The sequence below is a fragment of the Vibrio sp. CyArs1 genome (assembly GCF_022432925.1).
Lineage (GTDB): Bacteria > Pseudomonadota > Gammaproteobacteria > Enterobacterales > Vibrionaceae > Vibrio > Vibrio mediterranei.
Map to the genome: position 1 here is coordinate 508,950 of NZ_JAKRBO010000003.1, position 15,310 is coordinate 524,259.

The window sequence follows — 15,310 nt, forward strand, 5'->3', positions numbered from 1 at the left end:
CTAATTATTAAGCGTCTGCTTGTTTAAGTTGCGCCGCTTTCTTGTTGATAAGGCGGTCTAATATGACGTAGCTGATGGCACCGCCAAGTACAGCATTAACTGGTACTACACCTGGTAGAAAATTACCTGCTGCTACGCCAAGACCTACTGCAATGATACCTGCCCAGTTCACAGTTTGGAATTTCGCAGTTTCAAAATTTGCGTAACGTTTTCTGTTTGTAATGAAATCCGCGATGATTACGCCGCCGATAGGTGGGATAGCAAGCGATAGGAAGGTCAACCAACCAACAAAATTGTTATAGAGCCAAAGCGCACATAGTGTGCCAACCAGACCATTCGCCATAGACAGATACTTACTTGGCAAGCCTGTCACATTCGAGAAACCAAGACCTGATGCGTAAAGCGCGTTGTCATTAGTTGTCCAAATGTTTAGACCTAATACGATAATGGCTGGAAGCAATAGACCTTGAGCAATCATCACTTCAGAGATATCAGATTGTCCCGTCACCGATGCGCCTGCTGCACCAAAGATGAACATCAGAGAGTTACCGATAAAGAAAGCGACCATTGTAATGAATACAGCGCCTTTTGGATTACGACCGAAGCGAACAAAGTCGGCAGTAAGTGTACCAGCACTTACGAACGACCCGACTACCATGGCCAGTGCAATTGAGAAATCGAGAGGCTCCGCCGGTTGAATTTTCTGAAGCTCGCCAATACCGCCAACACTGTCGACTGCGGTGAATACTGAATAACCGCCAAGAATAGCAATGGCAGGTACCGCGATGGCTGATAGAACCATTAACGCAGAAATACCGAAGTAAACCGTCGCTGTCATGAGCAGGCCACTTACTATGATTAATGTATTGGTATCGATACCTGTTGCTTTCTGTACGGGGATGGCAAACATAGCCACACCGACTCCAAACCAACCTACTTGAGTGCCGCCAAGAAGGACAGAAGGAAGCCAAGAGCCTTTAGAGCCAAAAGAGAAACGAGCTAGGAGGTGAGTAGAGAGGCCAGTGGAAGAGCCGATGTAACCAAGAAAAGAAGTGTAAATACCGAGGATGAGGTTACCAATGAGAACAGCGAGGAAGAAATCATTAAAGGAGAGACCAGTTCCGAGTGAACCACCTGTCCACATACTTGCGGAGAAGAAAGTCAGTCCTAACATCACCATGGTTAATGAAGCGACTCCCTTTCTAGCCGATTGTGGAACCGGACCTAGACTGTAGTTGTTATCCGCAGACATCTCTTACCTCACAATTATCTAAATTTAAATACACCATTTACCAGATTTCAGGCAAACGGCGCGTATTATGGTGATGTAAATGTGAGAGTCAAGAGGCGAATTGTCGTATTTTTACAGCTAGCCGAGTGGTATTGATATTTAGCATAATAAAATCATTGAGTTAGGTGTTTTATTGTGACGGTGATTATTTTGTGGTTATTTTGTATTGGCAGGTGGCAACCGTTTGCTGAGGCTCTTTAGTGTGCGTTTTTATAAACTTTGTTATCAAATTGGTTCATAACGTCGATAAGTGCAACTTTATGGCTATTGCCCAATATTCTCTGAAACGCCAAGGTTTTAGAAATGACGCTAGGCAGCGTTTTGCTACTCGCATCAGATTCTCAATTAAGTATATAATGCCCGCGCTTTCATCTGGGGTATGACTATGATTTCCAAAAACCAATTAAAACTTCTTCGTGCATTAAGTCAAAAGAAACAGCGTAAAGCACATGGCTTATTTCTCGTAGAAGGTGAGAAGAACGTGTTAGAGCTATTGGAGACATCCATGGTGATAAAACATGTCTTTGCCACCAGTGAATTTTTGGCAAGCAATCGAGAAGCATTGCAACGTGTTGAATGTATCGAAGCATCGCTTGAGGAACTGACTAAAGCCAGTTCTCTTGTGAGTAACAATGCGGCAGTGGCCGTTGTAGCGATCCCTCAAACGGAAATACCAGCGGCTAAAGGGATGATGATCGCCCTAGATGGGGTCTCTGATCCGGGTAATTTGGGCACCATTATTCGAATCGCCGATTGGTATGGCATCAAACATATCGTGGCCAGTACCGATTGTGCGGATCCGTATAATCCTAAGACCATTCGAGCTACGATGGGCAGCTTTGGGCGTGTTCAAGTAACGCTTTTGGATCTTCCTAGCTACCTAGAGCAAGCGTCACTACCGGTATATGGAGCGTTCTTAGAAGGCGAAAATGTGCATAAGATGACCTTTTCTCCAGAGGGTATCTTACTAATGGGTAGTGAGTCTCACGGTGTCCGCCCTGACGCAGCACAGTATGTGACAGATAAAATTACCATTCCAGCATTTGGTGGTGCCGAATCACTGAATGTAGCTATGGCAACGGGGATTATTCTCGATAACTTCCGTCGTCAACATAGTGAAGTTTAACGGCCTTTGCAGAATACGACTAGAACTAAAAAGGGCGCAATATCTTATTGATATTGCGCCCTTTTTGGGTGTTTATGGTGCTATTTTTCAAGCATACCTAACTTGTTTGGCACGCCATTCCATTTCTCTGCTTCATCCATAGCAGGTTTGACTTCGGTGATATTGGGCCAGACTTCTGCTAATTCAGCGTTCAACTCAATAAATACTTGCTGGTCTTCCGTCAGCTCGTCTTCTTGGAAAATCGCTTGAGCGTCACACTCTGGCACACAAAGTCCACAGTCAATGCAGTCGATAGGGCTAATGACCATAAAGTTTGGGCCTTCGTAGAATGCGTCAGCAGGGCACACCGCGACACAATCGGTATATTTGCATTGGATACAGTTATCAGTGACGACAAAAGCCATGGTTATCAACTCTTAATTTGCCAAATTTGTGGAGGGGCGATAATACTCATTCGCCAACAAAATTCAATATTAGAAGCAGGTTATTCGTGTATCTAACTCCTGCCTAAAGTGAATTAAGTATGACAGACAAAACAAGTTAACGTAAAATGCGCGCCATTGTGAGCTTATCGGTCCCCAAGTTGACCGATTAGGCTAAGACACCGACTAGGCGAGACCCCTCCATGATACGTTTAACTGAAATTAAACTTCCTCTTGACCACGAAGAAGGCGCAATCTCTGCTGCCATTCTTAAAAAACTCGGCATTTCTGCTGAGCAGATGATGTCATTCAATGTGTTCAAGCGTGGCTATGATGCGCGCAAGAAGACCAAGATTCTCCTTATCTACACTCTAGATGTAGAAGTGCAGAATGAAGCATTACTGCTTGAGAAATTTACCGATGATCCGCACGTCAAAGTCACTCCGGATATGGAGTACAAATTCGTTGCTAAAGCTCCTGCTGGTAACACTGAACGTCCAGTCGTTATTGGATTTGGCCCTTGCGGTCTATTTGCTGGCCTTGTGTTGGCACAAATGGGCTTTAATCCGATCATCGTTGAACGTGGTAAGGAAGTTCGTGAACGTACCAAGGATACTTTTGGTTTTTGGCGTAAGCGTACACTGAACCCAGAGTCGAATGTACAGTTTGGTGAAGGTGGTGCGGGGACGTTCTCAGATGGCAAACTCTATAGCCAAGTCAAAGATCCAAAGCACTATGGTCGTAAAGTCATCGAAGAGTTTGTAGCTGCTGGTGCACCTGAAGAAATTCTTTACGTGAGTAAGCCGCATATCGGTACGTTTAAACTTGTGACCATGATTGAGAAAATGCGTGCGAAAATCATCGAACTAGGTGGTGAAATTCGTTTTAGTACTCGCGTTGATGATATTCACATGGAAGACGGGCAAATCACTGGCTTGACACTGTCAAATGGCGAAGAAATCAAATCACGCCACGTGGTACTAGCCGTAGGTCACAGTGCTCGTGATACGTTTGAAATGCTGCATGAACGTGGTGTTTATATGGAAGCTAAACCTTTCTCTGTGGGTTTCCGTGTTGAACACAGACAATCAGTGATTGATGAAGCACGTTTTGGTCCTAATGCTGGTAACCCAATCCTTGGCGCGGCTGATTATAAACTGGTGCATCACTGCAAAAATGGTCGCACAGTATATAGTTTCTGTATGTGCCCAGGCGGAACCGTTGTTGCGGCGACTTCTGAAGAAGGTCGCGTAGTGACTAACGGAATGAGCCAATACTCTCGTGCTGAGCGCAACGCTAACAGTGCAATTGTAGTCGGTATTTCACCTGATCAAGACTACCCAGGTGATCCATTAGCAGGTATTCGATTCCAACGTGAATTAGAGAGTAATGCTTATCTGCTAGGTGGTGAGAATTACGATGCACCAGCTCAGAAAATTGGTGACTTCTTAAAAGGTAATGACCCAAGTGCTTTAGGTGAGGTAGAACCGTCATTCACACCGGGCATCAAGCTAACCGATCTCTCTAAAGCACTACCTGATTTTGCTATTGAAGCAATCAGAGAAGCGATTCCTGCGTTTGATAAAAAGATCAAAGGCTTCGCTGGTGCAGACGGCCTGTTAACTGGTGTTGAAACTCGTACTTCATCGCCTGTTTGCATCAAACGCGGTAAAGACTATCAAAGTGTTAATCTTAAAGGCTTCTTCCCCGCAGGTGAAGGTGCAGGTTACGCTGGTGGTATTCTGTCGGCAGGTATAGATGGTATCAAAGTGGCAGAAGCGCTTGCTCTGTCTATGGTTGGCGAACAGCAAAACTAAATGCTGGACCGATGAATTATAAAGCCCATTAACTAGAGGTTAATGGGTTTTTTTATTGGCCACTCAAAAGAGTGAAAACAAGAAAGGCAACACCCATAGGGGAAGGTGCTACCTTAGAGGTAAGATTAATTCAGTTTGTTCCAAGCCGATGTCCAGTGGCTACCGACGCCAGGTTCAAACTGCGTTGCTGTTGGTGACCATTGCACACAGTAACCGGAGTTCGGGAATGGTTTGCACTGATAAATGTGACCATCTTTAGCGAGGACTTTAGTGCCTTCTGTGTACTGTGACAGACCATCAGGGAAAACGAAGTCATAGTCGCCGGGGATGGTTTGTTCTACCAGCATAAAGTCCTGCGTTGTTTGGTCGACAAGATTGCCTTTATCGTCTCTTACGCGTGTCACTAACATATGGTGACCAGCTTCAGATTTAGACAGTATGAGGGTTACATTCTGGTTTTCACCATCCGCTAAGCTAAGTTCCTGACTCGCTAAAGATTCTTGTGCGTGGTTGTAAACATTCATGCTCACGTCCACGTTACCTGTAGCCGCGACATTCAGTGTCAGTTCAACTGGTGTTTCACCGATTTGATACTCTGGCTCCAGTCCCGTTACGTCTGCACCAATTGAAGGTGGAGGTGTCACAATATCATAGCCAATTTCAACGCGATCTAAGCCGCTATTATCTGCCACATACACGGTGTTGCTACCATAAACTGGTGAGATATTGCCGTTACTATCTTGCTGTCCAGCTTTGATATCAGTGTGCTCATGATTAATTTGTGTCGCGAGAGCGTGAGACCACTGATTTGCCTGTCCTTGTTGCTCTGAAGTAATGGTAACACTGGTAGAAAGGTTTGGTAGCTCACCGTTAGAATCAAAGACGCGAGTGAAAACGGAGTCGCCAACCTTCAAATCCATCGTTGGATTGATTGTACCTGCTTGAGACCAGCCAGGGATGCCAGGATTATCACCATTAAACTGTACGTCAATAACATTATAGAAAGCAGCGGCAGTATCACCCACATCCCACACCGCTAGTACGATTTGATAGCCTTCCCGTTCAGGGACATTACACTGGTGGCTCATTAATTTTGGTGGCTTTTGCATATTGCCTTCTACCACACAAAATGGATTCAGATCGAATGAATCTCTCGTCAAGGCTTGGTTCGGATTCCAGTTCGGCTTGGTAATGTAATACTTCCAATCTTTAGTGACGTGATTGGCTGTAAATGTCCACTCAAAAGTCTGCATACCTGATTGAATAGGGCGCTTTACCCAACGGTCAGACGTCTGCTCGTTAAGAGGAGAAAACTGTGTTAGGCCTGCACTCGCGATTTGGCCGTCAGGAGGGCCAGCTTGAGGAAAGCCCTCAGGACCTTCAACACTTTGGGGTTCCCACTGGACGGAGCCACAATTTACGTTCTTTTCTCCAGTGTCGGCTGGATACTTACATAACGTTGCACGAGCTTCTGCAACACCGCTTTCAACCGCTGAAACGTATCCGTGGCTGTATGCTAACGGGCTAGCAACTAAACCAAGTGCCGCCATTGAAAGCAAGACTCTTGTCTGTTTCATACCAATACCTTCTCTTAATCAGTTTCTAATGCGTATTAACACGCAAGTGGAAGTCTTTATTCTTATGGTCACTCGCATCCGGCAAGTGATAGAAAGTAATTTAGAGTGGAAAAATAAGTGTGGCGAATGGTTTGCTTTATTTATGGAATCAAACTCAATAAATCGGCGAGGTTGGCATTAAAATGACATATTCTAGATGATTATTCTAAAATACTGGTCTAGCGTTGGTTTTAATGTTGATTTTATCAATGAGTGAGAATGTTAATTCTGCCTGATAAGCGACTCAATCAGGCAGAACTCTTTAAGGTATGTTGTGGTCTTTTACGGCCTACAGCAGCGATTCAATACCGAAGTCTTGCCCATAATGCTCAACAACAAAATCGATATCTTTGTCGCCTCTACCAGATAAGTTGAGAAGAATAGACCCCTTTTCTCCCTCTTTTGCCAATTTCAGCGCGTAAGCAACGGCGTGAGCCGACTCAATGGCTGGAATAATGCCTTCCAAACGAGATAGCTCGAAAAAAGCATCAATGGCTTCTTTATCATTAATATGGCCGTAACTCACTCGGCCAGTATCTTTGAGGTAGGCGTGTTGAGGCCCTACCGATGGATAGTCGAGACCACTTGCCACTGAGTATACTTCTTGAGGCTCGCCTTCTCCGTCTTTTAGCATGTATGATTTGAACCCGTGCATAACGCCAGGCTCACCAAGTGTTAGCGTCGCAGCATGTTCACCTTCGGTATGCAAATCGCGCCCTGATGGTTCGACCCCGTGGATTTTAACCTCTTCATCATTCAAAAACGCGCTAAACAGACCCATTGCATTAGAGCCTCCACCAACACATGCTACGAGATTATTGGGCAGTTCACCTGTCATTTCTTGGAACTGAACGCGGGCTTCGTTACCGATAATCGATTGGAAGTCTCGCACCATTGCAGGGAATGGATGGGGACCGACAACCGATCCAATGGCGTATAACTGAGTGTGCGGGTCCGCTAAGTAGGCTTCAAATGCAGCATCTACCGCTTCCTTCAACGTTTTTCTACCGTGAGTGGCAGGAATCACATTAGCACCTAGAATTCGCATTCTTACTACATTTGGGTGCTCTTTTGCGATGTCGACTTCACCCATATAGATATCACACTCTAGACCTACTAAAGCCGCCGCTGTGGCAAGGGCAACGCCGTGCTGACCCGCTCCAGTTTCCGCGATGAGCTTTTTCTTACCAAGCTTTTTAGCAAGCAGCGCTTCGCCCAAGCAGTGATTAATCTTGTGTGCGCCGGTGTGGTTTAAATCTTCCCGTTTGAGATAAATAGGTGCGCCGTATTTATCAGAAAGATTTTGAGCGTGGAAGATTGGACTAGGGCGACCTACAAAGTGTTTATATAGGCGTGCAAGCTCGGCTCTGAAATCTGGATCTTGGCGGCATGAGTCGTAAGCTGCGCTGATTTCATCCATGATTTCTTGTAGCTGAGGAGGGATAAAACTACCGCCGTATTCGCCAAAATAGCCCTCATCGTTGGGCATAGGGTGGTTAAACGTATTTTCCATGTCTTTTGTGCCTCGTTGTTCTTTTATTAAGCACATTTGTTATAACGCAATTTGATGCATGTACACATAGGCTCATTTTAAACTTGTGACTGCCAACATGTCGTCCGGTTATTTAATTGGTAAATATTTGCGTCCAACAAAAAAGAGCCAGCAGTATGCAGGCTCTTTTTTAAATCCATAAAATCAGAGGCTTGGAAGTATATTCTCAGGCATCAGTGCGTTATGAAGTGCAAGCTTGATAATCTCATTTGCTTTAGCGATATCCGGGGCGAAGTAGCGGTCCTTATCGTAGAACGGCACCGCCTCACGCAAGATTTGTTTACCTTGCTCTACTCGTGGTGAGGACTTCAGTGGTGCCCTGAAGTCCAACCCTTGTGCCGCCGCTAAGTATTCCACTGCCAAGATACCACGCGTATTTTCTGACATATCTTTTAAGCGACGAGCCGCAAAAGTTGCCATAGAAACGTGGTCTTCTTGGTTAGCCGAAGTTGGCAAGCTGTCAACTGAGGCCGGGTGAGCAAGGGTTTTATTTTCGCTTGCTAACGCGGCTGAAGTCACTTGCGCAATCATAAAGCCTGAGTTAACACCGCCGTTGTCGACGAGGAAAGGCGGTAACTTACTCAGGGCACTATCAATGAGCAATGCCATTCGACGCTCTGAAAGGCTGCCAATTTCTGCAATCGCTAGCGCTAAGCCATCTGCCGCCATAGCGACGGGTTCAGCATGGAAATTACCGCCGGAAATAATATCGCCGTCATCAGCAAACACTAATGGGTTGTCAGAGACAGAATTCGCTTCCACTTGGAGCGATTCTGCTGCGTTGCGAATCTGTTGTAGACATGCCCCCATCACCTGAGGCTGACAACGCAGTGAATACGGATCTTGTACCTTCTCACACCCCTGGTGAGAATCACCCACCTCACTACAGCCTTCCAATAGGTGGCGATAGGCCGAGGCGGCGTCCATTTGTGCACGATGTCCCCTTACTCGATGGATGCGCGGGTCAAATGGACGACGACTACCCAGTGCGGCTTCTACTGACATTGCGCCGCATAGTGTTGCTGATGCGAACAGGTCTTCCGCTAAGAACAGACCTTCTAAAGCAAACGCCGTCGAGGCTTGCGTGCCGTTTAGTAGTGCTAGCCCTTCTTTTGGTGCTAGCGTGATTGGTTCAAGCCCAGCAATTTGCAAAGCCTCTAGACCACTAATGATTTTCCCGTTATGTCTCGCTTCACCTTCACCGAGTAAGATTGTGCTCATGTGAGCGAGTGGGGCTAAGTCACCTGATGCACCAACAGAACCTTTTTGAGGAACGCATGGGTAAACTTGCGAATTAACCAGTTCAATCAAGGCTTGAATCACTTTAAGTCGAATGCCTGAATAGCCGCGTGCAAGACTGTTGATCTTTAGCACCATCATCAGACGAACAGTTTCGTCACTCATTAGCTCACCAATACCGGCGGCGTGTGACAACACGATACTCTTTTGCAGGATCTCGAGATCTTCTGGCTCGATGCGTGTATTGGCTAACAATCCAAAGCCAGTATTGATGCCATAGACTGTACGATCTTCGGCGATAACTTGCTCTACAATTCGAGTGCTGGCATCAATGTCTTCAACCGCTGAAGGATGCAAAGATAAGCTCACAGGAGAACGGCTGAGTTGGCGTAGTTGCCCTAACGTTAGCTGACCTGGCTCAAGAACTAATTTCAACATGGTGTACTCCTTAAGCTCGGTTATCATCATTTTGATTCAGCATTGGCAGATCTAGGCCCTGTTCTTTGGCACATTGTTTAGCGATGTCGTACCCAGCATCGGCATGGCGCATTACGCCAGTTGCAGGGTCATTTTGTAAAACGCGTGCAATACGTCGAGCAGCATCATCGCTACCATCACAGCAAATGACCATTCCACTGTGTTGTGAGAAGCCCATTCCTACACCGCCGCCGTGGTGCAGAGAGACCCAAGTAGCACCACCTGAGGTGTTGAGTAAGGCGTTCAATAATGGCCAATCGGACACCGCATCTGAGCCGTCCATCATACCTTCGGTTTCGCGGTTCGGGCTGGCTACTGAACCTGAATCAAGATGATCACGACCAATAACCACAGGTGCTTTTAGTTCGCCATTCTTAACCATTTCATTGAAAGCCTGACCCAAACGCTCACGATCTTTCAGGCCTACCCAGCAGATACGAGCAGGTAAACCTTGGAACTGAATACGCTCACGCGCCATATCGAGCCAGTTATGCAGATGTGGATTATCAGGAATCAGCTCTTTGACTTTTTGGTCTGTTTTATAGATGTCTTCCGGATCACCAGAGAGTGCAGCCCACCGGAAAGGTCCGATACCTTCACAGAAAAGTGGACGGATATACGCAGGAACAAAACCTGGGAAATCAAACGCGTTTTCTACCCCTTCTTCCAACGCCATTTGACGAATGTTATTCCCGTAGTCAGTTGCTACCGAGCCGCGTTGTTGCATAGTTAGAATGGCTTCAACTTGCACTGCCATTGAGGCTTTGGCCGCTTTCACCACGCCCGTTGGATCGCTTTCACGTTGCTGTTTAGCATGTTCCATGGTCCAGCCTTGCGGTAAGTAACCGTTAAGAGGATCGTGTGCTGAGGTTTGATCGGTGACAACATCTGGCGTGATGTTTTTCTCTACCAATTCTGCATAGATATCAGCGGCATTTCCTAGTAGACCAACTGAGATTGGTTTGTCGCTATTCTTAATGATGGACAATGCTTCATCGAGGCTATGCGCTTTGGTATCGACATAACGAGTATTGAGGCGATAATCGATACGAGATTCGTCACACTCTACAGCAATCATTGAAAAGCCAGCCATAGTCGCCGCGAGAGGTTGAGCGCCGCCCATACCGCCAAGGCCACCTGTTAGAATCCACTTGCCATTGGCATTGCCATTAAAATGTTGCTTGGCAATCGCCACAAAGGTTTCATACGTGCCTTGAACGATGCCTTGAGAACCAATGTAAATCCACGAACCTGCCGTCATTTGGCCGTACATCATTAGGCCCTGCTTATCCAGCTCGTTGAAGTGCTCCCAATTGGCCCAATGTGGGACAAGGTTGGAATTGGCAATTAATACGCGTGGGGCGTCTTTATGTGTCGGGAAAACACCGACGGGTTTGCCTGATTGGACTAAAAGTGTTTGGTCGTCTTCAAGACGTTTCAGGACTTCGACGATCTTGTCGTAACACTCCCAATTGCGCGCCGCTCGGCCGATACCGCCGTAAACCACTAATGATTGAGGATGCTCAGCAACTTCGTCATCAAGATTGTTCATCAGCATGCGCAGTGGCGCTTCTGTCAGCCATGATTTGGCATTTAGCTCAGTACCATGTGGTGCCTTGATTTTGCGAGTTGCATCTAGACGAGCATTATTACTATCAGTCATCTTGTTTTCCTTTTGAATGGTGGACGCCAAGTTGGTTCGTTATACGGCGTCGCACTGTGTTTCACGTAATTGGTTGTTAATTGTTATTGATTGGCTATTTTTGCTGCTTGGACATGGCAGCTAGCATTTGCCAACAGAGCCTAGCGGCGAGTTTGGCGGTGCGATTATCAATGTCATAAGTAGGGTTATATTCAGCGATATCCGCCATCAGCAACTTATTGTTGTGCTGCAATATCGCGTTAAAAAATGGATAGAAGTGTTCAATGGATAAACCAATAGCAGCGGGAGCACTGACTCCCGGAGCAAGCGCTGCATTGAACACATCTAGATCGATTGTGAGATAGAGGTAGTCGACGCTGGCAATAAACTGTTCAAGTTCCTCAAGCATTGGTGTGTGGGGGTTAAGCAGTAGCTCTGTGTCTTCGATATAGCGAACACTCAAGCGCTGCGCTTTATCAAATAAGGCTTGTGTATTGGAAGTTGAACTGATGCCGATACAAAGGTATTCGAAAGCGAGTTGCTCTGATTGGCAGTGGTCAGCAATTTGTGAGAATGGTGTTCCAGAGCTCGGCTTTAAGGGCACGGTTTCAGATTGATACTCTCGAAGATCGAAATGAGCGTCGAAATTGATGATACCGATTCTGGGATTGGGTTCGGTTTGGCGTAGGTAGTTTGATAGCCCTAAGAAAGATGGCCAAGCGATTTCATGCCCACCGCCGAGCACGACGACAGGTCCATGCGAGAGGGCATTGGTAATGATTTCGGCTGTTGTACTTTGATTTTGTTCCAACGATGTGTTGTGTGAGCCGGAATTGCCTAGGTCTAAAATCTTAGTTTCAGAGTGCCAAGCCAAATTACTTAAGGCACCACGGATCGCATCAGGTGCCGCTTTAGCGCCAACTCTGCCTTTGTTTCTAGACACGCCCTCATCGGTTTCAAAACCTAGAAGTTGAGCACCACAAGTGTCTGACATTAGCTCATGAATCTGTGTAATGACGTGATGAACTCTGAGACGCTTCTCGCCATCTTCTAGGTCGTCACGGCCAGACCAAGTAAAACTGTGCTGAGTATTGATTGCTTTAGGCGACATGTTCGATACTCCCAGCAAAGATACGTTGTTTAAGTCCTTTCAATCCATACTGATAGCTAAGCTCGCTCGGATGGTCGATATCCCAAATGGCTAAATTGGCTTTAAATCCTTTGCGGATTTGTCCAATGGTGTCTTTCTGACCAATTGCTGCCGCTGCATGGCATGTCACACCACGAAGCGCTTCTTCTGGCGTTAGACGGAATAAGGTACAAGCCATATTCATCATTAACTGTAAGTCTGCAAATGGAGAGGTTCCGGGATTAATGTCGCTACCGATTGCCATTGGCACGTTAAACTCACGCAGCCATTCAATGGGTGGCAGCTGTGTTTCTCTTAAGAAGTAAAATGCCCCGGGCAAAAGTGTTGCTACGGTCCCTGAAGCGGCAAGAGCTTTTACGCCCGCTTGGTCCAGATACTCGATATGATCGACCGACTGTGCTTTGTATTGAGCGGCAAGTACACTGCCGCCAAGATTACTGAGCTGCTCGGTGTGCCCTTTGACAGCAAGACCATGCGCTTTAGCTGCGGCAAAAACACGTTCAGTTTGCTCTAGAGTAAATCCAATGGATTCACAAAACACGTCGACAGAATCTGCCAAGTTGTGTTTTGCGACGTGAGGGATGATGTCGTTTACCACGTAGTTTATGTAGTCGTCCGCTCTATCCTGATATTCAGGGGGGACAGTATGTGCTGCGAGTAACGTCGTGGTAATACTGACGCGTCTATGGTTTTCTAACGACTTGGCGGCCACCAACATCTTCGCTTCATCTTCTAGCGTCAATCCGTAACCTGATTTCACTTCGATAGTTGTACAGCCACTTTTAATCAAACTGTCCAATCTTGGTAGGGCAAGTTCAATTAGCTCGTCCACAGAGGCGGCACGAGTCGATGCAACCGTACTGTTAATACCGCCACCGCGCTGAGCGATAGCTTGGTACGATTCGCCGTTCAAACGTGCTTCGAATTCTTGTGCTCGACTCCCGGCAAAAACCAAGTGTGTATGGGGGTCAATCAATCCGGGCGTCACAATACTGCCAGCGCAATCGAGTACTGGACAATCTGACCACTCTTTTGGCGTATTGTCATAGAGTGTGGATAGGTCTTCACCCATAGCGACGATTAACCCACTACGAATAAGCAGGTAACAAGGCTCCGTAGGAGTGTATCCAGTTGAGCCTTCTTCCATAGTAACAAGTCGGGCATTTTTAAGAATTAAGTGCATGTTTAATCCAGAGCTTTATTGTATATACAAATATTTAGTCGAATATATACAATTGATCAATAGTGCATCGTACAAAATGTGATCTAAGCGTCTAAGATTTGAGGTTTTAGTAGATGATTAAATAGAAGGATCAGGTTAGGTGATTTTAGATCTTAACAGCGGTAACTCTGTGGCTTAACTGACTGATATACATGATCTTAAACAGAAGTAGGCCACTATACGGTGACCTACTGACATGAGTACAATTTGCCAGATATAGGTAAGATTAGAAGTTAAACTTAACTCCAAGGTTGGCAGACTTGGTATTGTAGACGGCGATGTTGTGAATTTCGTAGCTAGCTTGAATCGCAAAGTGTTCCGTGATGTCGTAGCCAAGACCGAGTCCGTATACGGATGCAGTGTCGGAGACTGATGAACCGTTGACCGAAACGTTAGTTTCAACTTCAGAATTAATTTTGTGGAAACCTAGTTTTGCTAGCGCGTAAAAACGATCGCCCATATAAAGTTTTGGGATGACATTGATTCCGTATGAGGTCATCGACAAGGTGTAATAATCACTGAGGAAAGACTCTTTGGTTGAACCAAGATTCTTATATTCTAGCTCTGTACCAAGTACAAAAAAGCTACCCAAAGCAAAATCATAGCCGCCATTCGCTGAGTAGCCATTTGTCACTTCGTTACTGCTTACAAACGCTGCGTCGTAACTCATTTTTGAATAAGAGGCACCAACGTAGAAGCCTTCGTTGGCTAAAGATGCCGTAGAACAAGCGGCGATGGCTAAAGAAAGTGCTAAGACTGTTTTTTTCATTCTGATTTCTCACTGGTTTGTGTGGTTATTATGCGAGAAATCCTAACATTGGAACTTAGGTATTGGGGTAAGCCAACGTAAGCTAACTCGTTGTATTATCGTTAGTTAGCTTACAAATTAGTGAGTTGTTTAGTTTGTTTAATTCGAGAGTATTACACGTGACTAAAGGGTGACTTTCGAGCTCAGCTGATAGCGGCTACCGGGATGGTAGAGCAGGGCTGTACTGATAAGGCGGTCGTCACTCCAAGTTCTTCTGTGGAGCAATAAACAAGGCTCCTTTGTCGTCATTTTGAGTCTCTGACCTATTTCATCATTACAAATAATGGCTTCGACGGTATGTTCAACGGCAGTCATTGGGCAGTTTAGCGTCAAGTACTCGTTTGGAGTGACTTTCGAGAAATCTTGTTTGTAATAGTCAGGTGCAAACTTTGCGTTTACCCAACGACATTCCAACTGAATAGGAAGGTCGTTTTCTTTGTGTAAGATCTCACTGTAGTAAACCGAGCTCCCCAACATAACGCCTAGCTTGGTGGCGATATTCTGGTCGGCTTTGGTTGCCAGGTGTTTAATGACATCGCACGAATAAGTTTTACCGCGAGAAGCGACTTCTTTGGCGATGTTTCGTGTATCAAGTAGAGGACTCTCAGCCTTTTCACTCTGCTTTTTTACGAACGTACCAAGCCTTGGCCGTCGCTCTAATTTTCCTTCACCCACCAGATCCCTAATGGCTTTATTAACGGTCATTCGACTGACAGAAAACTGTTCGGTGAGCTCCATTTCGGTTGAGATACGCTGTCCAACAGGCCAGTGCCCTTGGTCTATCTTCTGTTCGATGTATTGTTTGATTTGAATATACAGGGGCTCAGCAGACATTAACGACTCGTCACTCGATAAATTGAATATACAAATGGTTGTCGAAATTGAATTAAAATGCAAGGAGTGAGATGAATTCCTATCAAATTTGTGGGCTGGGTGCGCAACTACGAT

12 protein-coding genes are annotated in these 15,310 nt (G+C 45.9%); 2 read left to right on the forward strand and 10 right to left on the reverse strand.

Features of this window, described 5'->3' with window-relative positions; genetic code table 11:
• Positions 1-7: 7 nt before the first annotated feature.
• Positions 8-1,252 (reverse strand): cytosine permease, encoded by a 1,245-nt coding sequence (gene codB / locus MMA19_RS12900; RefSeq protein WP_006069143.1) that lies wholly within the window; start codon positions 1,250-1,252, stop codon positions 8-10.
• 424 nt (positions 1,253-1,676) lie between these two features.
• Here codB and MMA19_RS12905 point away from each other — a divergent pair, with 424 nt between their 5' ends.
• A complete protein-coding gene (locus tag MMA19_RS12905; RefSeq protein WP_006069142.1) occupies positions 1,677-2,417 on the forward strand; it encodes an RNA methyltransferase in 741 nt (246 codons plus the stop codon).
• Positions 2,418-2,497: 80 nt separating this feature from the next.
• Here the strand turns inward: MMA19_RS12905 and fdxA are convergent, their stop codons facing one another.
• Complete coding sequence (fdxA, locus tag MMA19_RS12910; RefSeq protein WP_006069141.1) at positions 2,498-2,821, reverse strand: ferredoxin FdxA; 324 nt, start codon at positions 2,819-2,821, stop codon at positions 2,498-2,500.
• A 221-nt stretch (positions 2,822-3,042) separates the two neighbouring features.
• Between fdxA and MMA19_RS12915 the strand changes: the two genes are divergently transcribed.
• Positions 3,043-4,656, forward strand: a complete 1,614-nt coding sequence (locus MMA19_RS12915) for an NAD(P)/FAD-dependent oxidoreductase (protein WP_006069140.1) — start codon at positions 3,043-3,045, stop codon at positions 4,654-4,656.
• 125 nt (positions 4,657-4,781) lie between these two features.
• On the opposite strand, the gene gbpA is transcribed toward MMA19_RS12915, so the two are convergent.
• The 8 genes from gbpA to hutC form a co-directional block, all read right to left on the reverse strand.
• Positions 4,782-6,233, reverse strand: coding sequence for an N-acetylglucosamine-binding protein GbpA (gene gbpA / locus MMA19_RS12920; protein WP_240206394.1), 1,452 nt, complete (start codon positions 6,231-6,233; stop codon positions 4,782-4,784).
• A 328-nt stretch (positions 6,234-6,561) separates the two neighbouring features.
• Entirely contained in the window at positions 6,562-7,785 is a 1,224-nt protein-coding gene (gene trpB / locus MMA19_RS12925) for a tryptophan synthase subunit beta (protein WP_006069138.1), read from the reverse strand.
• 183 nt (positions 7,786-7,968) lie between these two features.
• Positions 7,969-9,501, reverse strand: a complete 1,533-nt coding sequence (hutH, locus tag MMA19_RS12930; RefSeq protein ID WP_239913666.1) for a histidine ammonia-lyase — start codon at positions 9,499-9,501, stop codon at positions 7,969-7,971.
• A gap of 10 nt (positions 9,502-9,511) precedes the next feature.
• On the reverse strand, positions 9,512-11,203 hold the full coding sequence (gene hutU / locus MMA19_RS12935) for a urocanate hydratase (RefSeq protein ID WP_240206395.1): 1,692 nt from the start codon (positions 11,201-11,203) through the stop codon (positions 9,512-9,514).
• Between the two features lie 94 nt (positions 11,204-11,297).
• Positions 11,298-12,293 carry a formimidoylglutamase gene (hutG, locus tag MMA19_RS12940; RefSeq protein ID WP_240206396.1) on the reverse strand — a complete coding sequence of 332 codons (996 nt, stop codon included), beginning with the start codon at positions 12,291-12,293 and terminating at the stop codon, positions 11,298-11,300.
• Positions 12,283-13,515, reverse strand: a complete 1,233-nt coding sequence (gene hutI / locus MMA19_RS12945; protein ID WP_240206397.1) for an imidazolonepropionase — start codon at positions 13,513-13,515, stop codon at positions 12,283-12,285. Before hutI ends, hutG begins: the two co-directional genes overlap by 11 nt.
• Before the next feature lie 265 nt (positions 13,516-13,780).
• Positions 13,781-14,323 (reverse strand): porin family protein, encoded by a 543-nt coding sequence (locus tag MMA19_RS12950; protein WP_240206398.1) that lies wholly within the window; start codon positions 14,321-14,323, stop codon positions 13,781-13,783.
• A 162-nt stretch (positions 14,324-14,485) separates the two neighbouring features.
• Positions 14,486-15,196 carry a histidine utilization repressor gene (gene hutC, locus MMA19_RS12955; protein WP_006069132.1) on the reverse strand — a complete coding sequence of 237 codons (711 nt, stop codon included), beginning with the start codon at positions 15,194-15,196 and terminating at the stop codon, positions 14,486-14,488.
• Positions 15,197-15,310: the final 114 nt, after the last annotated feature.